Genomic DNA, 21427 nt, shown 5'->3' with positions numbered 1-21427 from the left:
ACAACTCAACCCTCCTTCTGTGGGGGTTTTTTTTTTTTTTTAAACCCTTCGGGGTTTTGGGGCACACCATTGTGTGTCGGTTGTTGGTGGGGGTCCTACCCCTTTTGCCGGGCCCCCCCCCACGACGGCTGTCTTACCTTGATGTTGTTATCGCTTGCGCTGTTTGGTTTCTCGGGCCGAGTTGGTGCAGACCGCGCCTACGTCTACGGTTTGGCCCCTGTCCACGAAGACGTCGGCCAGGCCGACGATGTGGCCCCTGCGGTCCTTGCAGGTGAGCTGGTAGGACTCCTTGGGGCCGTAGGTGGCGGGGATTGGCGGGGCGAATTCGACGCGGCCCGTGGTCCAGTCGTCCGGGGTGCTGGGGTTCGCCTGGGCGTAGTTGACCATCACCGCCGTGTACTCACCTGCCGGCGGGTCGAAGAGGGTTGCGGTTTCCGAGTTGGTGCCGCCCTGGGCCGAAGAGGTGACTGTCTGGCCGTTGGCGTCGAGGATGAACAGGTCCCAGTCCGTGTTCGGGGTGGCCCAGTTGATGGTGACCGCCACCTTGCCGTTGTCGACCTCCGGCATTCCCTTGATCGTGAACGGGATGCGTTCGGCCGTCGTGTCGGCCGGGTAGTTGGTGTTCTCGGCCGGGATGCCCGTCGGGTTCGGGAGTTGGATCGTCTGCTGGACGGGGCCCTGGGGGTCGCGGCCGTAGCGGCCCGCGACGTACGGGCGGGTGGACGGGTTGACCGCCCAGGTGAACTTGCCGCCCGTGGTGGCCAGGGTGGAGTTGAGGGTGTCCTGCACGTAGATCGCGGGCTTCGTCGTGCCGTCCGGCTGGCGGATCGGGGACGTGGGGGTCTGGAACGACTTGTGCAGCGTCAGCTCGTAGCCGCGCGGCGCGGTGCCGGTGAGCGTGGAGTGGGCCGTCGGGGTCGCGGCGTTGGTCAGCATGTCGATGAACGCCTGGCGGTTGCCGCCCTTGCCCGCGCCCTGCGCCGGGGCCTGGCCGAGGTACTCGGCGACGACGCCGGTGGCGTACGGCGGGTGGAAGCCGTCGAGGCCGATCTCCATGGTGTAGCCGTAGCCGCCCGTGGCCCAGTACGACCAGTCCTCGGTGGTGCCGGAGGTGTCGTAGAGCGCCCACGAGGGCTGGCTGGTGTAGCCGTTGCGGGACGCCATCAGGTCGCCGAGCGCCTTGTTGGCGGGCTCGTCCAGCGGCGGGCGGGTGCCGAAGACGCCGGGGACGCGCAGCACCAGGTTGGAGTAGGTGTGCAGCGTCAGCAGGTTGGTGACCTGGCGGTTCGAGACGAGTTCGCGGATGTTCTGCGTCTCCGGCTCGGAGAACGGGCTCGCGCCGCGGAAGGTCTCGCCCGACCAGCTGGTGGTCGCGCCGTCGCCGCCCCAGAAGCCCGCGTAGTTGCGGTTCGGGTCGGTGCCGCGCTGCGCCCCCGCCGGGTTGGCCTTGCAGACGCCCGTGCGGAACTGCTCCGGCGAGTCGGAGGCCTGGCAGTTCTTGCGCTTCATCTCGTAGTCGAAGCGGCTGAAGTCGCCCTTCGGCTCGGCTTCGCGGGAGATGTTGAAGCCGTCGGCGTTGACCACCGGGACGATGATGTTGCGGGTGCGCTCGACCAGGCCGCGGATCTCCTTGTCGTGGGCGTAGCCGTCGACCAGCTCGTAGATCCACTCCATGGCGTGCTCGGCCGACGGCCACTCACGGGCGTGGTGGGTGGCCATGAGCAGGTTGACGGGCTTGCCGTCCTTGGGGTTGCCGACGGTCGAGGCGATCTCGACGCCGACGACGTCGATGCCCTCGACGGTGGGGTGCGGGAGGGTGAAGGCGCGGACCAGCTTGGGGTTCTTGCGCGCCAGCTCCTTCATCTCGTAGTTGTACTCCCACAGGTGGCGGTAGCTCGTGCGGCCGGACGGCAGCGCGGTGCGCGGGGTCTTGGCCGCGAACTCCGCGTCCTTGCGGGCGTTGTCGCGCGAGGTCGCGGACAGGTCGGGGTTCAGCACGTCGAAGCGGAAACCGCTGTCGCGCAGCACCTTGCGGTCGGCCTCACCCGCGATGACGACGTCAACGCCGGTGGCGTCGGCCTTCTCCGTCACGTCGAGGCCGAGCGCGAGGAGCTTGCTCTTCTCCTTCTGGTCGGCCGTCTCCACGCGGACCAGCTCGGCCGTCTCGGGGGCGGCGTTCGCGGTCACGCCGGGAGTGGGCGTGCCCTCCGGGGTGAGGGCGAGGAAGTCGACGCCCAGCACGGCGGACCGCGCGTCACCGGCGTAGCGGCAGCCCTGGACCACGAGCTGCTGGCCCTTGGTCACGAAGCTCTCGGCCAGTTCACGGGAGCCGAGCGCGGTCGAGGCGGCGACCAGCTTTCCGGTGGTCTTGTCGAACACCGCCACGTCCCAGTCGCCCGCCGCGCCGCTCGCGGCGGCCAGCCTCGCCTGGACGAGTCCGTCCACTGTGGACGTGAGTTCGCGGCGGTCGACCCCCGCGGTGCGAGCGGGGAGAACGCTCGCGAAGCAGGAGCGGGCCACGGAGCGGTCGGCGCGGAGGACGTTCTCCGCGGCCGAGACCACGGGCGCGGTGAGCCCGAACACCACGGCGGAGCTGATGCCCACCGCGATCACCGCTCGTACTACAGGTTTCCGTCTGGACGTCATCTGGTACACCCCTCAGTCGGCCGGCAGCGTGCCGTGCGAGCGACACCGTAACTACCGCTTCGCGGCCGCAAAACCCCTGTTAGTAGGTGCTTTCAGCGTCTCGACAGGTGATGCGGAGGCCGCCGGGTCGACGGCTCCCGCCGGTGTCCGCGCGGACTTCGCCGAGGTCGACGCCCCGGCCGCGTCCACGTCGGGTCGAGCACGTCCTCGACCAGGAGCGAGCGCGCCCGTGACCCTGGCGGAGCGGCCCCGCGCCGGCGATCTTCGACCGGGAGCACATCCGCCGTCGGCACGATGGGTTCTCAGCCGATTGACAGCTGTTTCTGGGGCGGCTCTTCGGTTGTTCGGGCTTCCTGGAGTCAGCGCGAACGACGAGGAGGACGCCATGCTGGTGGAACAGGTGCCGCGGCCGGTCCGGTTGACCAGCGGGGCGTGCAGCGAGCGGGGTCGGCGTAGCCACAACGCGGACGCCTCGGCGGCCCACCGCGACCCGGCGACGGGCGGTCTGGCCTACGCCGTCGCGGACGGGATCGGCGACTCGGAGGGGTCCGGGCACGCGGCCCGGCTCGCCGCGCGGGCCGCGGCCCGTGAAGCAGCCCACGTGGGCGCGGGTCGGGCGGTGGCGGCGGCGCGGGCCGCGCTGGAGGCGTGGCTGCCGGACGACGAACACCACCGGGCGGGTGACGCGGTGCTGGTGACGGCCGCGCTGCGGCTCGGCGGCGGGTTCACCGTCGCGTGGGCGGGTGACGCGCGGGCCTACTTCTGGGACGGGACGGCGCTGACCCGGCTCACGACCGACCAGACGGTGGCCGAGTACTTCCGCAGCCACGGCCAGACGCCGACGGAGCGGATGGAGCACGTGGTGACGAACTCGGTCCGGCTGAGCACCCCGACGACGATCGGCCTGGCCCACGCGCCCGCCGGTCGCGGCAGGCTGGTGCTCACCACGGACGGCGTCCACAAGCGCCTCACGCCGGAGGGCTTCCGGCTCGTCGTGGCCGGAGCGGGCGACCCCGGAACGACCGCGGCGCTGCTCGTGGCGACCGCGTTGCGGGCCGGCGGCACGGACAACGCGACCGCGCTCGTGGTCGACGTGGGGTGAAGAAGTTCATTTTTCGACTATTTTTCCTGACGAAACTCGGAAATATGTGATTCACATCACATGTCAACTTCGACTTTCCCCACGGTCACTTCAGCCGCCGAGTTCACTCGAACAGGTGGCCCAGGCACGAAAATGGCCCCCGAAGGCCTCGAAAATCGCTCGGCCGCGGACCAAAAATATGGCCCTGACCAGGTCGAACAACGTGATTTAGCCCGCTTCTTCAACTACGACCACGCGAAACCGGCCCAGACGTGGCAAGATACCGGGAGAGATCAGGGTTCCTCGTCGTGAGGACCTGACTCAGGCTTACAAGGAGTTAGTCGCATGGCGCAGGGCACTGTTAAGTGGTTCAACGGCGAAAAGGGCTTCGGCTTCATCGAGCAGGACGGTGGCGGTCCTGACGTCTTCGTCCACTACTCGGAGATCACGGGCAGCGGTTTCAAGTCCCTCGACGAGGGTCAGCGCGTGGAGTTCGAGATCGGCCAGGGCCAGAAGGGCCCGCAGGCCCAGCAGGTCCGCACCGTCTGATCTGCTTCGTGAAGTTGTGGGCTCGTACTCCAAGGGGAGTGCGGGCCCACACCGCGTTCCAGGGCCGGAAAATCCGTTGACCTCACCTTAAGTCGAGGTCCTACGGTCTGTCCCATGAGCATGGACACGACAGCGTGGATGTCCCTCCACCACGTCATGAACGCGCAGCAGGACAAGCGCCCCTTCTCCAAGGCGACCGTGAGGCGCATAGCCCGGTTCGCCGCACCGCACCGCGCCAGGCTCATCAAGTTCCTGTCGCTCAGCGTCTTCGCCGCCGTCCTCACCGTGGCGACCCCGGTGATCGCGGGCAGGATCGTCACCGCCATCAACGACGGCGGCCCGCTCGACCTCGTGGTGGCGTTGGCGGGCCTCATCGCCGTCATCGCCGTGGTCGAATCGGGCGTCGGCCTCCTCTCCCGCTGGCTCTCCTCCAGCATCGGCGAGGGCCTCATCCTCGACCTCCGCACAGCGGTCTTCGACCACGTCCAACGCATGCCGGTGGCGTTCTTCACCCGCACCAGGACGGGCGCGCTGGTCAGCAGGCTCAACAACGACGTCATCGGCGCCCAGCGAGCGTTCAGCGACACCCTCTCCGGCGTCGTCAGCAACCTCGTCACCCTGCTCCTGACCCTGGTCGTCATGCTCGGCATCAACTGGCAGATCACCCTGCTGGCCTTGGCGCTGCTCCCGGTGTTCGTCCTCCCGGCCCGACGCATGGGCGGCAAACTCGCGGCCCTGGAACGCGAGGCGGCCAACCACGACGCCGCCATGAGCACCCAGATGACCGAACGCTTCTCCGCACCGGGAGCCACCCTCGTCAAGCTCTTCGGCAACCCCGAGGGCGAGTCGGCCGAGTTCGCCACCAGGGCACGCCGAGTGCGCGACATCGGCGTCCGTTCAGCCATGGTCCAGTGGGTCTTCCTCACCGCGTTGACGATCGTCTCCTCACTCGCGCTGGCCCTCGTCTACGGCCTGGGCGGCTTCTTCGCCCTGCGCGGCCAACTGGAACCCGGCGCGGTGGTCGCCCTGGCCCTGCTCATCACCCGCCTCTACTCCCCCCTCACCGCGCTGGCCAGCGCACGCGTGGAGGTCATGAGCGCCCTGGTGTCGTTCGAACGCGTCTTCGAGGTCCTCGACCTCAAGCCCTTGATCGCCGAAAAGCCGGACGCCACAACAGTTCCCGACGGCCCGGTCGCGATCGAGTTCGACAACGTCACCTTCGCCTACCCGTCGGCGGACAAGGTCTCCCTGGCCTCCTTGGAAGAAGTGGCCACCCTGGACACGAGGGGCGGAGTAGACGTCCTCCACAACGTCTCCTTCCGCGCCGAGCCAGGCCAGATGATCGCCCTCGTGGGCTCATCGGGAGCCGGAAAATCCACCATCGCCCAACTGGCGGCCAGGCTCTACGACGTGGACCAGGGCACCATCCGCCTGGGCGACAAGGACGTCCGAGACCTCACTGCGGCAGCGGTGCGCAACACCTTGGGCATGGTCACCCAAGACGGCCACCTATTCCACGAGTCCATCCGCGCAAACCTGCTACTGGCAAGGCCGGAAGCGACGGAAGAGGAAATCTGGGAAGTCCTGGACCGGGCCCGACTGTCCACTTTGATCAGCTCGCTACCGGACGGCCTGGACACCGTGGTGGGCGAACGCGGCTACCGCCTCTCAGGCGGCGAACGCCAACGCCTCACCATCGCAAGACTGCTACTGGCCCGCCCACGAGTGGTAGTCCTAGACGAGGCAACAGCCCACCTGGACTCCACCTCGGAGGCAGCGGTACAGGAAGCACTGGCAGAAGCCTTGGCAGGCAGGACTTCCGTCGTGATCGCCCACAGACTGTCGACAGTACGAGCAGCAGACCTCATCCTCGTGATCGAGGACGGCAGGGTAGTGGAACGCGGCACCCACACCACCCTGATGGCAGAGGGCGGCCGCTACGAGGAACTACACCGCACCCAATTCAGCCAACAACAGAACACCGCAGCCGCATAGATGAAGACGAAGATCAAGACCGAACCTGGTAACCAGGACGGGAATGGCGGCGGGATTGGCGACGGGGCAGGGACGAGACGCGGGGCGGGCGCGGCGACCAGGTTGGAACTGAGGATGGCGACAGGCTTGACGCCAAGGCCGGGGCCGGGGCCGGGGCAAGCTCGGCTACCAGGAAGGGCCTGGCAGCAGGCCCGGTAACTGGGCTGGAACTGGAGACAGGCTCGGTGACCAGGCAGAGATTGGGAACAGGCTTGATGACCAAGGCTGGAACCGAGGACACGCTCGATGACAACGCTGGGGCCAAAACAAGCTCGGCAAGCGGGCTGGGACGGGCAGCCGGCTTGGCGACCAGACCAACGGGGTGGCGGCAAGCCGGCGACCGGGCGGGGACGGGGCAGGCTTGGTAACCAGGCTCAAACCGGGACAGGTTCGATGACCGGGCAGGGACTGGGGACAAGTCTGGTGACCAGGTAGGGACTGGGGGCAAGGCCTGGAGGCTGGGCCGGAACGGGGGGCAAGCCTGGAGGCTGGGCTGGGACTTGCGGGTGCGGGCCACGGAACGTGGCCGATTTGACATGGGGATTTCGGCCTTAAAATTGTGGTCGGGCGGGACTCTCTTTGGACCGCCTTTTGAGCCCGACAAAGGCCGAAATGAGGGGTCCCCATGTCAAATCGGCCACAGCACGCTGGAAATCGCAGCCACCGACCGACCCCGCCGGAACCGGCGGCCACTGGAAGCACCCCGCTGGAAGCCGCAGCCGCCAGGAGACCCACGCGGAATCCGGCGGCCGCCGAGAGAACCCCGACGGCCGCCCCAAGAACTACGCAACCGCGTGCAAGTTCCCGTCAGCACCGGCCAAGCACCGAGCGGCCCCAACCCCGGCCGCCACGAACTCCGTCACACACCGCCCCAACTGCGCGTGCCCTTCAGCGTTCGGGTGGAAGGACTGCTGCGCCAGGTGGATCCCGATGGCGTCCAACCCACCGTGCACCAACGCTTCCGGGTCCACGGTGATCCTCCGCTGCCACTCCCCCGCACTGCTGTTCCCCTTGCTGCAAGCCTCATGCCCCTCCGTGGCCCGAGCGAAGTCCAGGAACTTCACCCCGGCCCGAGCCGCAACCCCCCGCAACGCGTCCGAGAACTGCGGCACCGCAACGGTCCGCCCGTACTCCGCGTCGGCAAGCCGCAACGGACACCCCTGCGGCCCGTGCAGGACCTTGTCCATCTTCTCCGTCACCGGCGACGCGTACGACGTGAGGATGAAGTTGTACGACCCCGCCGCATACCCGGCCTGCGTCATAGCCGACCGCACATCGGCGATAGCCGCCTCCACCTTCGGCGCCATGGCGGCCAACCGAGCGGGCCACTGCGTCTGCAACGAACTCCGGCAGGAACTCCCGAACGGGTTCACCCACGCCGCGATGCACGACACGATCGTGTCCGCGAACTGCGGGTCGTCGTTGGCCCCGATCTGGAGGATCACCGTCGTCACCCGGTTGACCCGAGCGATCTCGATCAACCGCCGCGCCTGCGACCCCTCCGTGTAGTGCACGGTGTCCGCCAGCGACACGTTCGCCGAGTCGGCCCCGGAGCACGCCAGGTTGATCGTCCGGGACGCCACCTGCGTCTGGTGGACCAGCGCCCGAGTCGACCGGTGGCACCAGTTGCCGTTCTCGCCTTCGGTGCCCGGCTCGTACGACCCGGCCCCTTCGCCGGAGATCGCGCTGTCCCCCAGCGACACGATGGCCGTGGGCCGGGTGTCGGCGGGTGCGGCGGACACGGGCTGGGCTACGGCCCCCACTATCAGCAGGGCCCCGATTAGCGCACCGACGCGCATGGCAACTCCCGGAAAGATCACGGCCATTTCGCGCCGGTCGACGCAAAATCACCGTAATATCGGCGTTACCGCACGACAACGAAGTGCCCGAAGCCCAAACACGCTGGGTTCGGCTTCACGAATCACCCATCCGGGCGACCGGAGATCGTCAACGACGTCCGGCGGGCCGACGGCCGTGCCACGCGTCGGACAGCAGCACCGCCACTCCCTCGGACGTCACCTCGCGGGGGTTCGGGTAGGCGCGCGAGGTCGCCAGCTCCACCGCCAGCGGCAGGTCCTCCTCCGGGAAGCCGAGTGCCCGCAACGACGTGGGCCCGCCCACCGACGACACGAGGTCGAAGACCCCGGCCGCGGCGTCCGGCACGCCCAGCGCCCCGGCCACCCGCGCCATCGCCGACTCGGCGAACGGCGCGTTGTACGCCATCGCGTGCGGCAGGACCACGGTGTGCGTCTCCGCGTGCGGCAGCCCGAACGACCCGCCGAGCGTGTGGCACAGCTTGTGGTGCAGCCCCATCCCCACCGAGCCCAGGCACGTCCCGGCCAGCCACGCCCCGGTCAGCAGGTCCGCCCGGACGTCCACATCGGACGGTGCGGCCGCCAGCCCCCGCAGCCCGCGGGCGATCCGCGCGACGGCGTCCACCGCGATCACGTCCGTGATCGGCTCGGCCTGCGGCGAGTACAGCGCCTCCACGGCGTGCGCCAGTGCGTTGATCCCGCTCGTCACCGACAACGACACCGGCAGGTCAAGCGTCAGGTCCACGTCGTAGACCACGGTCTCCGGCCGGATCTCCGGCGCGGACCGCGTGACCTTCCGGCCTTCCCTCGTCTCCCCCAGCACCGCGGTGACCTCGGACCCCGAGTACGTCGTCGGCACGATCACCTGCGGCACGTTCGTCCTCGCCGCCAGCGCCTTCGACAGCCCGGTCGTGGACCCGCCGCCGATCGCCACCACGCAGTCCGCGCTGTGCGACAGCAGCACGTCCAGCGCCTGGTCGGTCACCTCGACCGGCGTGTGCATCACCGCCCCGTCGAACCGCGCCGCGAGCGACGGGCCGAGGGAGTCCCTGACCCGTCGCGCGACGTCGTCCAGCCGCTTGCTCGCCAACAGCAGCACGCGGTTGCCGCCGACCCGCTCCACCTCGGCCCGCACCTGCGAGACGGTGCCGGAGCCGAAGACGATCCGGGTCGAGCGGACTTCGTGGACGAAGGGCTTCATCAGGCGGTGAACTCCGGCGTTCGCTTCGGGCTCGCCTCGGCGAGCAGCTTGGGCAGGGTCTCGAGGGACGCGTCCGCACCGTAGCTGGGCGTGTTGGGCTGCTGGCGCCACGACTCGTCCAAACCGCCCGCGTCGTACGCGTCGAAGCCCAGTTCCTCCACGAGCGCGAGCACCTTGGCCTTCGCCGCGGCGTCGTCACCGGCGACCGGCAGCGCGATGCGGCCCTCGGTGCCCGCGGGCACGCCCTTGTCCTGGAGGTGCTGCGCGTAGATGCCGTTGAACACCTTCACGACGGTGTGGCCGAGCTGGTTCGCGACCCAGCGGCTCTCGGTCAGGCCGCCGTCCTCGATCTCGTCGATGCGCCCGTCCCGCTCGCGCGGGTAGTAGTTGCCGGTGTCGATCACGGCGACGCCCTCGGCGGCCTCGTCGAGCAGGCCCTCGGGCAGCCCGGCGACCTTCGCCTGCGGGATGGTCACGACGACCACCTCGGCGCCGCGCGCGGCCTCGGTGAACAGCACGGGCTTGGCGCCGGTCTCGGCGGCCAGGTCCGCGAGCGTCTCCGGGCCGCGCGAGTTGGCCACCGACACGTCGTGCCCGAGGGCCGTGAGCCTGCGCACGAGCGCGCCGCCGATGTTCCCCGCCCCGATGATCCCGATCTTCACTTGGTGCTCCCCGCGTTGGAATCCGTGGTGTGCAGCTTGCCTTCGTCCGGTCCAACGCGCGCGGCCACGTGGATCATTCCGGCTGATCCGCAAGAGTGCGGGAGCGCCTTCCGGCAAGCGGGGGAAGATCCTGGCGAATCGGAGGAACGGAGTGGTCCGGACGGTGGCGCACTTACCCGAGACCGGCGATCCCGGTCTCGACCCCGAGGTCGTGCGGCGGGCGGTCGGAGGCGAGGCCGCGGCGACGCGCCTGCTCCTCGAATCGGTTCGCCCGATCGTGGTCCGGTACTGCCGGGCCCGCGTGGGTCGCAACGAGCGGACGTTCGGCTCGGCCGACGACGTGGCGCAGGACATCTGCCTCGCCGTGCTGACGGCGCTGCCGACGTTCCGGGACCAGGGCAGGCCGTTCCTCGCGTTCGTGTTCGGCATCGCCGCGCACAAGGTCGCGGACGCCCACCGCGCCTCCGCGAAGAACCGCGCCGAGCCCATGTCCGAGCTGCCGGACGTGCAGGAGACGTCCGCCGGACCGGAGGAGAGGGCCGTGCTGGAGGATCTGTCCACTCGAATGGGTGGATTGCTGAGGACACTTCCGGAGCGCCAACGGGAGATCCTGGTACTGCGCGTAGTGCTGGGGATGTCCGCGGACGAGGCGGCTGAGGCGATCGGGTCTACCGCCGGTGCCATTCGGGTGGCTCAGCACCGCGCGTTGACCCACTTGCGCAAGACCGTCGGCGCGGCGGGCCGTTAGGTGCTGACCAGCGGTTCCCCTAGATTCCACGGGGTGAGCGACGAAACGCCAGTGGCGGTGTTGCGCTCCGCGGTCGAGTCCGCGCTGCGCCAGGTGCTGGAGGCCGGTGCCGCGGCGGACCCGTGCACCGTGGTGAACCAGGCGATGGTGGACTTCGCCACGCGCGTGGCCACCGTGCAGCGCGAGCTGGCCGTGCTGGCCGAGCGCGACCCCCTCGGCGCGGTCGCGGCGGCCCGCAGGCACCTCGGCGTCGCGTTCAACCACTTCAGCAACGGGATGACCGCCGAGGGCCGTGCCGAACTCATCACCGCCCGTAGCCTGCTGACCGGGTCGGACGACGCCGACCTCACCCACCAGTGGAGCCTCTGAGGCGGGAAAACCGGCGGAGGTAGGCTTTCCGCCATGGCTTCCCAGGCAGCGATCGGCTTCACGCGCGGCGCCCCCTCGTTGGACATCATCGACACCGAAGGTCTGGTCGAGGCGACCCAGCTCGCCTTCGCCAACGACGCCGCGGGCACGACCGCGTACGGCACAGCCGTCGGGTACGTGCCGCTGCGGAAGTGGATCGCCGAGCAGCACGGCGTCCCGGTGGAGCAGGTGCTGGTCACCAACGGTTCCATGCAGGCGGACGCGTTCCTGTTCGAGCAGCTCGTCTCCCCCGGTGACGCCGTCATCGTCGAGGCGCCGACCTACGACCGCACCCTCCTCAACCTGCGCCAGCGCGGCGCCGAGGTGTACCCGGTCGCGCTGCACGAGGACGGCATCGACGTCGACGCGGTCGAGGCGCTGCTGGAGAGCGGTGTGCGCCCGAAGCTCGCGCACATCATCCCCAACTTCCAGAACCCCGCCGGCTACACGCTGAGCGCCCCGAAGCGGGCCCGGCTGCTGGAGCTGGCCGCGAAGTACGACTTCGTCCTGTTCGAGGACGACCCGTACTACTCGATCCGCTTCGAGGGCGAGCAGATGCCCACGATGCTGTCGCAGGACAAGTCCGACAAGGTCGTCTACGCGTCGTCGTTCTCCAAGACGGTGTGCCCCGGCATCCGCGTCGGCTACCTGGTCGGCCCGGTGTCGGTGATCGAGGGCATCACCAAGCTCGCGACCACGACGTACATCTCGCCCAACATGGTCGCGCAGTCGATCGTGAACCAGTTCTGCCGGTCCGGTCGCCTGGACAAGTCGATCGACACGGTCCGCGCGGCACTCCGCCAGCGCAAGGACGCCCTGGTCACGGCGTTGGCCCGCGAGCTGCCGGAGGCCGAGTACACCGCGCCGCAGGGCGGCTACTTCATGTGGGTGCGGCTGCCCGGCGTGTCCATCGACGCGCTCGCGGTCAAGGCGGCCGAGCACGGCGTCGCGTTCGTGAAGGGCGCGGACTTCCTGCTCGACGGCGGTGAGGACTCGGTGCGCCTGGCGTTCTCCGGCCTGTCGACCGACGAGATCGACGAGGGCGTCACCCGCCTCGCGGCGGCTGTGCGCGCGCTCGACGCCTGATGCGCGACCTGCCCTTAGGGGAGTTCCTGGAGCAGTTGGCGGCGCGGGTGTCCGCGCCGGGTGGCGGGGCGACCGCCGCCCTGCACGCCGCGCAGTCCGCGGCGCTGCTGGGCATGGTCGCCCGCTACAGCGACGGCCCGAAGCACGCCGAGCACGCCGAGTCGATCGCCGCGGTGCTGTCCGAAGTGGACGGCCTGCGGGACGAGGCGCTGCGGCTGGCGGAGGACGACGCCGTCGCGTTCACGGCCGTGACCGACGCCTACCGGCTGCCCAAGGGCCCGGAACGGTCGTCGGCCATCGCGCAAGCGCTCGCGGGGGCGGCGGTGCCTCCCACGAGGACCATCGCCGTCGCCGAGCGGCTGGTCGCGCTGGCCGAGGCGCTGCTGCCCGTTGCCAACCGCAACGTGATCACCGACGTGGCCGCGGCGGCGGACGCCGCCCGTGCCGCGGCGACCACCGCGCGGGTCAACGTGGAGATCAACGGCGCCGCAGTGGTGTCCGATGTAGACGGACTGGTCGCACGAGCCGACCAGGTGACCGCAAGCGTTCGCGAGGAGATCCGCACGTGATCACGCTGTCCGGCAAGGAGTTCGCCGCGACGATTCGCGAGGACGTGACCGAGCGGGCGGCCAAGCTGGCCGTCGACGGCACTCCCCCACGACTGGCCGTCGTGACGGCCACCGACGACGAGGCCAGCGCCTCGTACGTCCGGTCGATCGCCAGGGCCGCCGACAAGGTCGGCATCGCCTGCGACGTCGTCGACCTCGGGTCCACCGCCACCGGGCCCGACGTCGTCGAGGCGCTGACAGCGCTCAGCGCGGACGGCGCCGTGCACGGCGTCATCCTCCAGACACCGCTGCCCGACGGCCTGTCGGTCGCCGAGCTGGCCGGGAACATCGCCGTCCGCAAGGACGTCGACGGCTCCAACCCGACCTCGCTCGGCAGGCTCGCCGCCGGGCTGCCCGCGTTCGCCCCGGCGACGGCCGCCGCGGTGGTGGCCCTGCTGGAGCACCACGAGGTGGCCCTCGAAGGCAAGCACGTCGTCGTGGTCGGCCGGTCCGTCGTGGTCGGCAAGCCCGTCGCGCACCTGCTGCTCGACCGGCACGCGACCGTGACGGTGTGCCACTCGCGCACCGCCGACCTGGCCGCGATCACCACCACCGGCGACGTGCTGGTGGCGGCCGTGGGCAAGGCCGGGCTGATCACCGCCGACCACGTGCGCGAGGGCGCCGTGGTGGTCGACGTCGGCACCAACGCCTCCGCGGACGGCGGCCTGGTCGGCGACGTGGACGCGGGCGTGGCCGAGAAGGCGGGGTCGCTGACCCCGGTCCCCGGTGGCGTGGGGCCGGTGACGACGGCGTTGCTGCTGCGCCACACCGTCGAGGCGGCCGAGACCGCGCAGGCGGTGCCCGGACGCCGTCGCCAGCCGAGCTGGCGGCGCTGACCGAACGACCGAAGGGCCCCCGACCGGGGGCCCTTCCTCGTCTCAGGCCTCGTTGTTGGTGTCCGGGTCGGGGCCGACGCGGGAGTCGACGTTGAGCGCCGACAGGGCCGCCACGTCGGCGTCCGCCAGCTCGAAGTCGAAGACGTCCAGGTTCTCCGCGATGCGCGACGGCGTCACCGACTTGGGGATGACGACGTTGCCGAGCTGGAGGTGCCAGCGCAGCACGACCTGCGCGGGCGAGCGGTCGTACTTCGCCGCGACGGCCGCGATGGCCGGGTCGTCCAGCAGGCCCTTGCCCTGGCCGAGCGGGGACCACGCCTCGGTCACGATGCCGTGCTCGGCGTGGAACGCGCGCAGCGGCTCCTGGGTGAGGCGCGGGTGCAGCTCGACCTGGTTCACCGCGGGCACGAGACCGGTGGCCTCGACGATCTCGGTGAGGTGGTTCGGCTGGAAGTTGGACACGCCCACCGAGCGGACGCGGCCGTCGGCGGCCAGCTTCGCGAACGCCTTCCACGTGTCGGTGTACAGGCCGCGCGCGGGCGTCGGCCAGTGGATCAGGTACAGGTCGAGGTAGTCGAGCTTCAGCTTGTCCATGCTCGCGTCGAACGCGCGCAGCGTGGCGTCGTAGCCCTGCTCGGAGTTCCACAGCTTGGTGGTGACGAACAGGTCATCGCGGGCGATGCCCGACGACGCGAGCGCTTGGCCGACACCGACCTCGTTGCCGTAGATCGCGGCGGTGTCGATGCTCCGGTACCCGACCTCCAGCGCGTGCGACACGGCGGCGGCGGTCTCGGGGTCCGGGACCTGGAAGACGCCGAAGCCGAGCTGCGGCATGGTGACGCCGTTGTTCAGGGTGACGGTGGGAACCGCGGTCATGGGGTGGGGTCCTTTCACGGGATGAGGGTGTTGGCCACGCCGCCGTCGACGCGCAGCGCGGCGCCGGTCGTGGCGGAGGACAGGTCGGAGGAGACGTAGGTGATCAGGTTGCCGATCTCCTCGGGGCGGATGAGGCGCTTGAGCAGCGAGGTGGGGCGCTCGTCGGCCATGAAGCGGCGCTCGGCCTCCTCGAACGGGACGTCCCCGCCGACGCGGTCGGCGATGAACTCGCGCACGCCCTCGGTGAGGGTCGGGCCGGGGAGGACGGTGTTGACGGTGACGCCGGTGCCCGCCAGCTCCTGGGCCATGCCGCGCGAGACCGCGATCTGGGCGGTCTTGGTCATGCCGTAGTGGACCATCTCGGTCGGGATCTGGATCGCCGACTCGCTGCTGACGAAGACCACCCGGCCCCAGCCGCGCTCGGCCATGCGGGGCGCGTAGTGCCGGGCCAGGCGGATGCCGGACAGGACGTTGACCTGGAAGAAGCGGGTCCACTCGTCGTCCGGGATGTCGAACACCGGCACGGCCTGGAAGATGCCGAGGTTGTTGACCAGCACGTCGACGTCGGGCAGTCCGGCCACTAGGTCGGCGGCGCCCTCTGGGGTCGCGAGGTCGAGCGCGACGCCGGTGACGGTCGTGGACCCGGTCTGCTCGCGGATCTTGTCGACGGCGTCGTCCACGCGCTTCTTGTCGCGGCCGTTGACGACCACCGCGGCGCCCACCCCGGCGAGGGACGCGGCCGTCGCGAAGCCGATGCCGGACGTGGAGCCGGTGACCAGCGCGGTGCGGCCGGTGAGGTCGATGTTCACGGTGTCCTCTCTTGCGGGCGGTAGGATATAACCAGCGTGAGCAATACTTGCAGACGCCGATTGTTGCACACGCTTGATAGTGCTCCTCCGATCGGCGTCCCGCAAACCGGGAAGGGGTGAACCGTGTCACTGGCAGAGGACGCCACCGAGGCGCGAGCGCAGGGCTGGAGGACGCTGGCCGCCCTGCACGCGCGGATCGAGGACAGGCTCGAACGGGCGCTGCAACGCGCGCACGAGCTGTCCGTCAGCGAGTACACCGTGCTGGACGTGCTCGCGCGACAGGACGACTTCCACCTGCGCATGTCGCAGGTGTCGCAGGCGGTCGTGCTGAGCCAGTCCGCCACCACCCGGCTCGTCACCCGGTTGGAGGACCGCGGCCTGCTGGCCCGGTACCTCTGCCCCACCGACCGGCGCGGCATCTACACCGAGCTCACCGAGTCGGGCGCGGCCCTGCTCGACGCGGCCCGGCCGACGCACGACGCCGCGCTCGGCGAGGCGCTGGCGGAAGCCGGGCAGGTCCCGGAGCTGTCACCGCTCGTGTCCGCCTTGGCCGCGCTGACCCCGTCAACCGCGTCCAGGTAGTGGACGGCGTTGACGCGCCGTGACGAAAAGGGTCGGATCACCCCTGTGAGAGACCCGGACACGCTCGACGCGGCCGACGTCACCGTCGTGATCCGCGTCACGACCACCCACGCCTCCGCCGTGGCGGCGCGGATGGCCGACGCGCTCAAGACCGCGCTCGGCCACGCGGACGTCGCCGTCGACCTCCCGGCGCGCGCGACCGGCGGTCCCGCGCTGCGGATCCTCCCCGACTCCCGGCGCGTGCTGCACAAGGGCGTCCCGGTGCCGCTCACCCGGCTGGAGTTCGACCTGCTGCTGCACCTGTGCAGCCAGCCGAAGCGGGTGCACCGCCGGGCCGCGCTGATGCACCAGGTGTGGGGCGCGACCACGGCCGTCGACACGCGGACCGTCGACGTGCACGTCCGGCGGATCCGCCGCAAGCTCGGCGACGCCTCGGCCATCATCGGCACGGTCCGCGGTGTCGGCTACCGGGTCGACCAGGAGCACCAGGTCCTGGTCGAGCGCGAGGCCTGACCACCCCGCGTGGGTCCGCGCGTGCTACTCCGCGTGGGCCAGCGCGTGCGACCGGGACTCGAACAGCGTGAACTCCTCCTGCACGCCCGCCTGTTCCAGCACGCGCGTCACGGCGTCCGAGCAGGTGAGCCGGAAGTCGATCCGGAACGCCCGCGCCCGGCGCGCGGTCTCCAGCAGCGCGGCCACGCCGACCGAGCCGAAGAACGAGACGCCGGACAGGTCCAGGACGAGCGGCCCCGATCCCGGCGCGACGCTGTCGAGGCTCCAGCGGAGCCTGCGCACCGTCCCCAGGTCGAGGTCTCCGCTCGCGACGACGACGTTGGCCCCCGCCAACCGCAGTCGCTCTACTGTCAGTACGCCGTGGACTTCCGTGGGCACCGGACGCTCCTAGAGTCGACGATCCGGTCCCCGACCTGGATCGGATCTCCTCCTCCAAGGTAGCCCAGATTCCAGGCACAGCAACCCTTTCACCTGATCGAGGCAACTCGTTCCCACTCTTCCCGTGTCGCCCCAACACTTCCGTGACGCGCTCGATCCCGGCTAGAGGACGTCGGAGGCGTCCGGGTGGCCGGGGGCGTCGATGGAGTCGTGGTTGCGCTCGCGCAGCGGCAGCAGGAACCACAGGGTCGCGAACGCGAGCCCGGCCACGACGCCGAACAGGATCGCGGGCCAGCCGCCGACGATGACCTCGCCGAGCAGCAGCACGGTGCCGGTCATCGCGGCGGCCAGGGTGCCGAGGCCGACCAGGGTGAAGCGGTGGGCGATCTCGATGATGTCCTCGCGCCTGCCGCGGCGGAACAGCACGCGGTGCCAGGCGGCGGGGGCGGTCAGCAGCGCGACCGAGGCGGCCGCGAACAGGATCGTGACCAGGTGGGTGACCCGGACGTACTGGTCGATGTCCCGGTAGCGGTCGGTGAACACGATCGACAGCAGGAAGCCGAACAGGATCTGCACGCCCGCCTGGGCGACCCTCAACTCCTGGAGCAGCTCGTTGAGGTTGCGCCTCAACCGCTCCTGCTCCGACTCCTCGGCCTCGCTCATGCCGTCCCTGTACCCTCCGGCAAACCGGACAAACGAGCCGTTCGGCGCAATCGTCACGCCCGGCGGACGCGGTCCAGGATGCTCGTGACCGATTCTCGCAGCGCCGCGGCGGCGTCGCCCAGCAGCGAGGACACGGCGGACGTGCGCGGGCCGCGGTGCTCGACGGCGTCCAGTTCCAGCAGCACCCGGACGACCTCGACGACCACGTCGGGGTGGCCCAGCGGCAGCGAGCGGCGGACGATCACCCGGACGTCGGCGGACTGGCCGGTGGTTCGGTCCGGCCCGTCCTCGGGGTCCACGAGCAGCACGGAACGCACGAGCCCCCGGTAGCGGTCGGCGAGGTAGAGCGCGCTGGCCGCGGCCGGACCGCTGGTCAGGACGTGCACGGGCACGCCGCGCCCCTCGAACTCGGCCAGCACGTCGGACACCTCGCGCCACGGCCCGTCGGCGGCGGGCAGCCTGCACCACAGCACCTGGAGGTGCTCGGCCAGCGGCCGCCACGTCGCGGGCAGGTCGCCGTGCCTGCCCACGCCCGCCGGGTCCAGCACGACGACCGCGGGAGCGTCCGCGGGTCCCGCCCACATCGCGGACGGGCCCGCCGACCGGGTCACGTCGACATCGCTCATGCCCTCGTGTTACCCGATCGTCGCCCGTTCAACCATCGATTCAGGAAACGGCGGCCCGCACGGCGGCCGGTTCGACGTTGTACACCGTGTACGCGGCGCGGATGATCGGCTGGGCCACGTTGCGGACCCGCACGCCGCCGGGCGTGAGGCCCTGCTCGGTGCCGAAGTGCGCGTGACCGTGGACCGCCAGGTCGGTGCGGGTGGCGTCGATCGCCTCGCCGAGCAGGTACGACCCGAGGAACGGGTAGATCTCCGGCGGCTCGCCGCGCAGCGTGTCCGGCACCGGCGAGTAGTGGGTCAGCGCGACCCGGACGTCCGCGTCGATCGACTCCAGCGCGGTCTTCAACGTCTCCGCGATGGCGATGGTGTGGCCGACGAACGCCTTCATCTCGCGCTCGCCGAAGTTGCTGCCGCACTTGCCCGCGAACCCGCCGCCGAAGCCCTTCACGCCCGCGACGCCGATCGTCTCGTCCCCGATCCGGAACACGACGGAATCGCCTTCGAGCACGTGCAGTCCGCTGTCGGACAACAGCTTGGCGACCTCGACGGGCTGGTCGTTGTGGTGGTCGTGGTTGCCGAGGACGGCGACGACGGGCACGGGCAGGTCGGCGAACTCCTCCGCCACGACCTGGGCCTCGTCGAGGGTGCCGTGCCTGGTCAGGTCGCCCGCGAGCAGGAGGACGTCCGCGTGCTCGCCGACCTTCTCCAGCGCGGGCCGCATCCGGCCGCGGGCGTCCGCGCCGAGGTGCACGTCGCCGACGGCGGCGATGCGGATCATCGCAGGTCCTCGCTTCCCTCGGGTTCGGCGACGCTGACGACCCGCACGTCGTCCATCACCACGACCTCCGGCGCGACCTCGTGCACCACGGCTTCCAGCTCGGCACGCCGCTCCTCGCACGCCACGTCACCGGACAGCAGCACGTGGTCGCCGCGCACGGTCACCCGCACGCCCAGCTCCGTCGTGCGCGGGTCCTCGGCGATGGCCCGGCGCAACCGGGCGGACAGGTACTGCTCCGACGTCATGACGCGCTCCTCCGGACACTGGTGAGCTGGGGTGCCACCAGGTCGAGTCGTTCGACCAGGACAAGGAAGGCCTCGGCGTACGGGGAGTCCTCAGTGGACTTCCGCACCCGCTGCCAGTCGATCTGCTCGCGCAGGGCCCGCGCGAACGGCAGCAGCTCGCTGAAGTCGCAGCGGTGCCCGTCGAGCACCAGCAGCTTGCTGATCATCACCTCGGTGGCGGGCATCACCGGCAGCGACACGGAGCTGACCGCCAACTCCTCGGCGTGGTCCAGGATCTCGTCCGTCACGGGGATCTCGTTGGGGCGGTGCAGCAGGTCCACCAGCGAATCGCCGTCGTAGACCTTCAACAGCCAGTTCTCCGGCGCGTCCGCCGCCCGACACCCGGCCGCCACGAGCGCGGACCGCGCCTTGGCGGCGTCCTCCTCCTTCACCAGGAGGTCCACGTCGTGCTCGGTGGCGGGCCCGCCCCGCGCGTACACGGCGCAGCCGCCGGTCAACGCGAAGCGGATGTCGGCGGCGCGCAACGCGTTCGCCACCTTCACAAGGGTGCGCAGCAGTTCGTCCTGGACTCCGCTCATGATCCCTGGCTACCCAAGGGGGTGACGGATCTAACGCCCGGATCAGTCCACGCTGCGCACTATGACCGGTTCCAGGCCCTCGTCGGGGTCGCCGATCCAGGTGACCCACTCGTCCGGGTGCCTGCTGATGGGGATCATCGGGGCCCACATGCCGTGGCCGCCGAAACGCGCCTCGTCGGTGGGTGTCGTTCTCCGGTCCGTCTCCACTGCTCCCTCTCCTTTCCCGAACGCCGCGACGCCCCCGGCGGGCGTGGTGCCCGCCTGGGGGCGTTGGGGCGGAACAGGTTTCACAGGAGGGGGGTACCCCGCGTTCAGCCGCGCGACACCGTCAGATCCCGTGCGGCGGCGTACGCGGCGCGCACGCCGGGGGTGGCGGCGGCCTCGTAGCCGGTGACGTCGAGCGCCTCTCCCCAGTGCGGCGGGGTGTCCGCGCCGCTGACGGCCCACGCCGCCTGGCGGGCGGCCCCGTCGGCCACGTACTCGCCGGGGGCGGGCACGAGGACCGGGCAGCCGAAGACCGCCGGGGCGATCTCGCGGACGGCGGGCGACTGGGCTCCGCCGCCGATGAGGAGCACGCGGCTCATCGGGGTGCCGACGGCCGTCAGCGCGTCGATGGCGTCGGCCAGGCTGCACAGCATGCCCTCGACGGCGGCCCGCGCGAGGTGCGCGGGGGTGGCCGTGTCCAAGCGGAGGCCGTGCAGCGCGCCCGTGGAGTCGGGCTTGTTCGGCGTGCGCTCGCCCTCCAGGTACGGCACGAGCACCAGGCCCTCGGCCGACGGCAGGGACAGCGCCAGCCTGGACAGCTCGGCCAGGTCGACGCCGAGCATCCGCGCGGTGGCGTCCAGGACCCTGGACGCGTTGAGCGTGCACACCAGCGGCAGGTACGTGCCCTCGGCGTCGGCGAAGCCGTTGACCAGGCCGGACCCGTCCGCCGACGGGTGCGGGGAGCGGGCGAACGCCGTGCCGGACGTGCCGATGGAGACGATGACGTCCCCCGGCCCGACCTGCACGCCGAGCGCCGCGCCCGCGTTGTCACCCGCGCCCGCGCCGAGGACCGCGCCCGCCGCCGTCGTGCCCGCGTGGTCGGCGGGGCCGATCACGCGCGGCAGCGACGGGCGGTGCCCGAGCGCGAGGTCGAGCAGGTCGAGGCGGTACTCCCCGGTGGACGGCGACCAGTAGCCGGTGCCGCTCGCGTCGCTGCGGTCGGTGACCAGCGCGTCCAGGCCGGGGGCCCCGGCGAGCTTCCACGTCAGCCAGTCGTGGGGCAGGCAGACCGCCGCGACGCGGGCCGCGTTCTCCGGCTCGTGCTCGGCGAGCCAGCGCAGCTTCGTCACGGTGAGCGCGGCGACCGGCACGCTGCCGACCGCCTGCGCCCACTTCTCCGGACCGCCCAGTTCCTCGGTCAACGCCGCCGCGGCGGCCGCCGACCGGGTGTCGTTCCACAGCAGGGCCGGGCGCACGACGTCGCCGTCGGCGTCCAGGCACACCATGCCGTGCTGCTGGGCGGCCACGGACACCCCGGCGACGTCGTCGAGGCCACCAGCGGCCTCGACGGCCTCACCGAGCGCGGTCCACCACGCCGCCGGGTCGACCTCCGTTCCCGTGGGGTGCGAGGCCCGGCCTTCGCGGACGAGGGTGCCCGTCTCGGCGTCGCGGACGACGACCTTGCAGGACTGCGTGGAGGAGTCGATCCCGGCGACGAGCAT

24 protein-coding genes are annotated in these 21427 nt (G+C 70.7%); 10 read left to right on the top strand and 14 right to left on the bottom strand.

Annotated elements, in window-relative coordinates:
- Positions 1-147: 147 nt before the first annotated feature.
- Positions 148-2646, bottom strand: coding sequence for a M14 family zinc carboxypeptidase (locus ACFWW9_RS31745; protein ID WP_390385569.1), 2499 nt, complete (start codon positions 2644-2646; stop codon positions 148-150).
- Positions 2647-3031: 385 nt separating this feature from the next.
- Here ACFWW9_RS31745 and ACFWW9_RS31740 point away from each other — a divergent pair, with 385 nt between their 5' ends.
- The 3 genes from ACFWW9_RS31740 to ACFWW9_RS31730 all read left to right on the top strand — a co-directional run bounded on the left by ACFWW9_RS31740 (position 3032) and on the right by ACFWW9_RS31730 (position 6271).
- The gene (locus ACFWW9_RS31740) at positions 3032-3748 is read left to right on the top strand and encodes a PP2C family protein-serine/threonine phosphatase (RefSeq protein ID WP_390385567.1); all 717 of its coding nucleotides are present in this window, start codon (positions 3032-3034) and stop codon (positions 3746-3748) included.
- Positions 3749-4072: 324 nt separating this feature from the next.
- Positions 4073-4276, top strand: coding sequence for a cold-shock protein (locus ACFWW9_RS31735; RefSeq protein WP_106189155.1), 204 nt, complete (start codon positions 4073-4075; stop codon positions 4274-4276).
- A 120-nt stretch (positions 4277-4396) separates the two neighbouring features.
- Positions 4397-6271: an ABC transporter ATP-binding protein gene (locus ACFWW9_RS31730; protein ID WP_390385573.1), complete on the top strand. Its 1875-nt coding sequence runs from the start codon at positions 4397-4399 to the stop codon at positions 6269-6271.
- Positions 6272-7092: 821 nt separating this feature from the next.
- On the opposite strand, the gene ACFWW9_RS31725 is transcribed toward ACFWW9_RS31730, so the two are convergent.
- From ACFWW9_RS31725 to ACFWW9_RS31715, 3 genes are all read right to left on the bottom strand, one after another.
- Positions 7093-8052, bottom strand: a complete 960-nt coding sequence (locus ACFWW9_RS31725) for a GDSL-type esterase/lipase family protein (protein ID WP_390385564.1) — start codon at positions 8050-8052, stop codon at positions 7093-7095.
- Positions 8053-8257: 205 nt separating this feature from the next.
- Positions 8258-9325: a maleylacetate reductase gene (locus ACFWW9_RS31720; protein ID WP_390385562.1), complete on the bottom strand. Its 1068-nt coding sequence runs from the start codon at positions 9323-9325 to the stop codon at positions 8258-8260.
- A complete protein-coding gene (locus tag ACFWW9_RS31715; RefSeq protein WP_390385571.1) occupies positions 9325-10080 on the bottom strand; it encodes an NADPH-dependent F420 reductase in 756 nt (251 codons plus the stop codon). Before ACFWW9_RS31715 ends, ACFWW9_RS31720 begins: the two co-directional genes overlap by 1 nt.
- Before the next feature lie 70 nt (positions 10081-10150).
- Here ACFWW9_RS31715 and ACFWW9_RS31710 point away from each other — a divergent pair, with 70 nt between their 5' ends.
- The 5 genes from ACFWW9_RS31710 to ACFWW9_RS31690 are packed head-to-tail and all read left to right on the top strand — an operon-like array spanning position 10151 to position 13673.
- Entirely contained in the window at positions 10151-10735 is a 585-nt protein-coding gene (locus ACFWW9_RS31710; RefSeq protein ID WP_390385560.1) for a sigma-70 family RNA polymerase sigma factor, read from the top strand.
- Between the two features lie 33 nt (positions 10736-10768).
- Positions 10769-11104, top strand: a complete 336-nt coding sequence (locus ACFWW9_RS31705; protein WP_390385558.1) for a hypothetical protein — start codon at positions 10769-10771, stop codon at positions 11102-11104.
- Between the two features lie 33 nt (positions 11105-11137).
- Positions 11138-12229: a PLP-dependent aminotransferase family protein gene (locus ACFWW9_RS31700; RefSeq protein WP_390385556.1), complete on the top strand. Its 1092-nt coding sequence runs from the start codon at positions 11138-11140 to the stop codon at positions 12227-12229.
- Positions 12229-12798, top strand: coding sequence for a cyclodeaminase/cyclohydrolase family protein (locus tag ACFWW9_RS31695; RefSeq protein WP_390385554.1), 570 nt, complete (start codon positions 12229-12231; stop codon positions 12796-12798). The genes ACFWW9_RS31700 and ACFWW9_RS31695 overlap by 1 nt, the downstream gene beginning before the upstream one ends.
- Complete coding sequence (locus ACFWW9_RS31690) at positions 12795-13673, top strand: bifunctional 5,10-methylenetetrahydrofolate dehydrogenase/5,10-methenyltetrahydrofolate cyclohydrolase (protein ID WP_390385552.1); 879 nt, start codon at positions 12795-12797, stop codon at positions 13671-13673. Before ACFWW9_RS31695 ends, ACFWW9_RS31690 begins: the two co-directional genes overlap by 4 nt.
- Before the next feature lie 42 nt (positions 13674-13715).
- Here the strand turns inward: ACFWW9_RS31690 and ACFWW9_RS31685 are convergent, their stop codons facing one another.
- Together ACFWW9_RS31685 and ACFWW9_RS31680 are read right to left on the bottom strand one after the other, a co-directional pair.
- Positions 13716-14549: an aldo/keto reductase gene (locus tag ACFWW9_RS31685; RefSeq protein ID WP_390385550.1), complete on the bottom strand. Its 834-nt coding sequence runs from the start codon at positions 14547-14549 to the stop codon at positions 13716-13718.
- 14 nt (positions 14550-14563) lie between these two features.
- Complete coding sequence (locus tag ACFWW9_RS31680) at positions 14564-15358, bottom strand: SDR family NAD(P)-dependent oxidoreductase (RefSeq protein ID WP_390385548.1); 795 nt, start codon at positions 15356-15358, stop codon at positions 14564-14566.
- 123 nt (positions 15359-15481) lie between these two features.
- On the opposite strand from ACFWW9_RS31680, the gene ACFWW9_RS31675 reads away from it, so the two are divergent.
- Positions 15482-15940: a MarR family winged helix-turn-helix transcriptional regulator gene (locus ACFWW9_RS31675; RefSeq protein WP_390385546.1), complete on the top strand. Its 459-nt coding sequence runs from the start codon at positions 15482-15484 to the stop codon at positions 15938-15940.
- Between the two features lie 45 nt (positions 15941-15985).
- Entirely contained in the window at positions 15986-16453 is a 468-nt protein-coding gene (locus ACFWW9_RS31670; protein ID WP_390385544.1) for a winged helix-turn-helix domain-containing protein, read from the top strand.
- A 24-nt stretch (positions 16454-16477) separates the two neighbouring features.
- Here ACFWW9_RS31670 and ACFWW9_RS31665 read toward each other — a convergent pair whose 3' ends face one another.
- From ACFWW9_RS31665 to xylB, 8 genes are all read right to left on the bottom strand, one after another.
- The gene (locus tag ACFWW9_RS31665) at positions 16478-16831 is read right to left on the bottom strand and encodes an STAS domain-containing protein (RefSeq protein ID WP_390385542.1); all 354 of its coding nucleotides are present in this window, start codon (positions 16829-16831) and stop codon (positions 16478-16480) included.
- Between the two features lie 162 nt (positions 16832-16993).
- A complete protein-coding gene (locus ACFWW9_RS31660) occupies positions 16994-17494 on the bottom strand; it encodes a DUF6328 family protein (protein WP_390385540.1) in 501 nt (166 codons plus the stop codon).
- A 53-nt stretch (positions 17495-17547) separates the two neighbouring features.
- Complete coding sequence (locus ACFWW9_RS31655) at positions 17548-18120, bottom strand: hypothetical protein (RefSeq protein WP_390385538.1); 573 nt, start codon at positions 18118-18120, stop codon at positions 17548-17550.
- A gap of 40 nt (positions 18121-18160) precedes the next feature.
- Entirely contained in the window at positions 18161-18898 is a 738-nt protein-coding gene (locus ACFWW9_RS31650; RefSeq protein WP_390385536.1) for a metallophosphoesterase, read from the bottom strand.
- Positions 18895-19143, bottom strand: a complete 249-nt coding sequence (locus ACFWW9_RS31645) for a BON domain-containing protein (RefSeq protein ID WP_390385534.1) — start codon at positions 19141-19143, stop codon at positions 18895-18897. Before ACFWW9_RS31645 ends, ACFWW9_RS31650 begins: the two co-directional genes overlap by 4 nt.
- Positions 19140-19721, bottom strand: a complete 582-nt coding sequence (locus ACFWW9_RS31640) for a nucleotidyltransferase (protein WP_390385532.1) — start codon at positions 19719-19721, stop codon at positions 19140-19142. The genes ACFWW9_RS31645 and ACFWW9_RS31640 overlap by 4 nt, the downstream gene beginning before the upstream one ends.
- A gap of 42 nt (positions 19722-19763) precedes the next feature.
- Positions 19764-19928: a hypothetical protein gene (locus tag ACFWW9_RS31635; RefSeq protein WP_390385530.1), complete on the bottom strand. Its 165-nt coding sequence runs from the start codon at positions 19926-19928 to the stop codon at positions 19764-19766.
- A 104-nt stretch (positions 19929-20032) separates the two neighbouring features.
- Entirely contained in the window at positions 20033-21427 is a 1395-nt protein-coding gene (gene xylB, locus ACFWW9_RS31630) for a xylulokinase (protein ID WP_390385527.1), read from the bottom strand.

It is taken from the genome of Umezawaea sp. NPDC059074 (assembly GCF_042738955.1).
Lineage (GTDB): Bacteria > Actinomycetota > Actinomycetes > Mycobacteriales > Pseudonocardiaceae > Umezawaea.
The sequence above is the reverse complement of the archived record's forward strand: the minus strand, read 5'-3'. Positions and strand labels throughout refer to the sequence as shown.

What these genes read in the sequence shown, in the direction of transcription:
- ACFWW9_RS31685 (WP_390385550.1), bottom strand. Translation starts at nt 14,549, where the DNA reads ATGACCGCGGTTCCCACCGTCACCCTGAACAACGGCGTCACCATGCCG.
- ACFWW9_RS31655 (WP_390385538.1), bottom strand. Translation starts at nt 18,120, where the DNA reads ATGAGCGATGTCGACGTGACCCGGTCGGCGGGCCCGTCCGCGATGTGG.
- ACFWW9_RS31740 (WP_390385567.1), top strand. Translation starts at nt 3,032, where the DNA reads ATGCTGGTGGAACAGGTGCCGCGGCCGGTCCGGTTGACCAGCGGGGCG.
- ACFWW9_RS31650 (WP_390385536.1), bottom strand. Translation starts at nt 18,898, where the DNA reads ATGATCCGCATCGCCGCCGTCGGCGACGTGCACCTCGGCGCGGACGCC.
- ACFWW9_RS31640 (WP_390385532.1), bottom strand. Translation starts at nt 19,721, where the DNA reads ATGAGCGGAGTCCAGGACGAACTGCTGCGCACCCTTGTGAAGGTGGCG.
- ACFWW9_RS31730 (WP_390385573.1), top strand. Translation starts at nt 4,397, where the DNA reads ATGGACACGACAGCGTGGATGTCCCTCCACCACGTCATGAACGCGCAG.
- xylB (WP_390385527.1), bottom strand. Translation starts at nt 21,427, where the DNA reads ATGCTCGTCGCCGGGATCGACTCCTCCACGCAGTCCTGCAAGGTCGTC.
- ACFWW9_RS31735 (WP_106189155.1), top strand. Translation starts at nt 4,073, where the DNA reads ATGGCGCAGGGCACTGTTAAGTGGTTCAACGGCGAAAAGGGCTTCGGC.
- ACFWW9_RS31745 (WP_390385569.1), bottom strand. Translation starts at nt 2,646, where the DNA reads ATGACGTCCAGACGGAAACCTGTAGTACGAGCGGTGATCGCGGTGGGC.
- ACFWW9_RS31660 (WP_390385540.1), bottom strand. Translation starts at nt 17,494, where the DNA reads ATGAGCGAGGCCGAGGAGTCGGAGCAGGAGCGGTTGAGGCGCAACCTC.
- ACFWW9_RS31700 (WP_390385556.1), top strand. Translation starts at nt 11,138, where the DNA reads ATGGCTTCCCAGGCAGCGATCGGCTTCACGCGCGGCGCCCCCTCGTTG.
- ACFWW9_RS31720 (WP_390385562.1), bottom strand. Translation starts at nt 9,325, where the DNA reads ATGAAGCCCTTCGTCCACGAAGTCCGCTCGACCCGGATCGTCTTCGGC.
- ACFWW9_RS31645 (WP_390385534.1), bottom strand. Translation starts at nt 19,143, where the DNA reads ATGACGTCGGAGCAGTACCTGTCCGCCCGGTTGCGCCGGGCCATCGCC.
- ACFWW9_RS31695 (WP_390385554.1), top strand. Translation starts at nt 12,229, where the DNA reads ATGCGCGACCTGCCCTTAGGGGAGTTCCTGGAGCAGTTGGCGGCGCGG.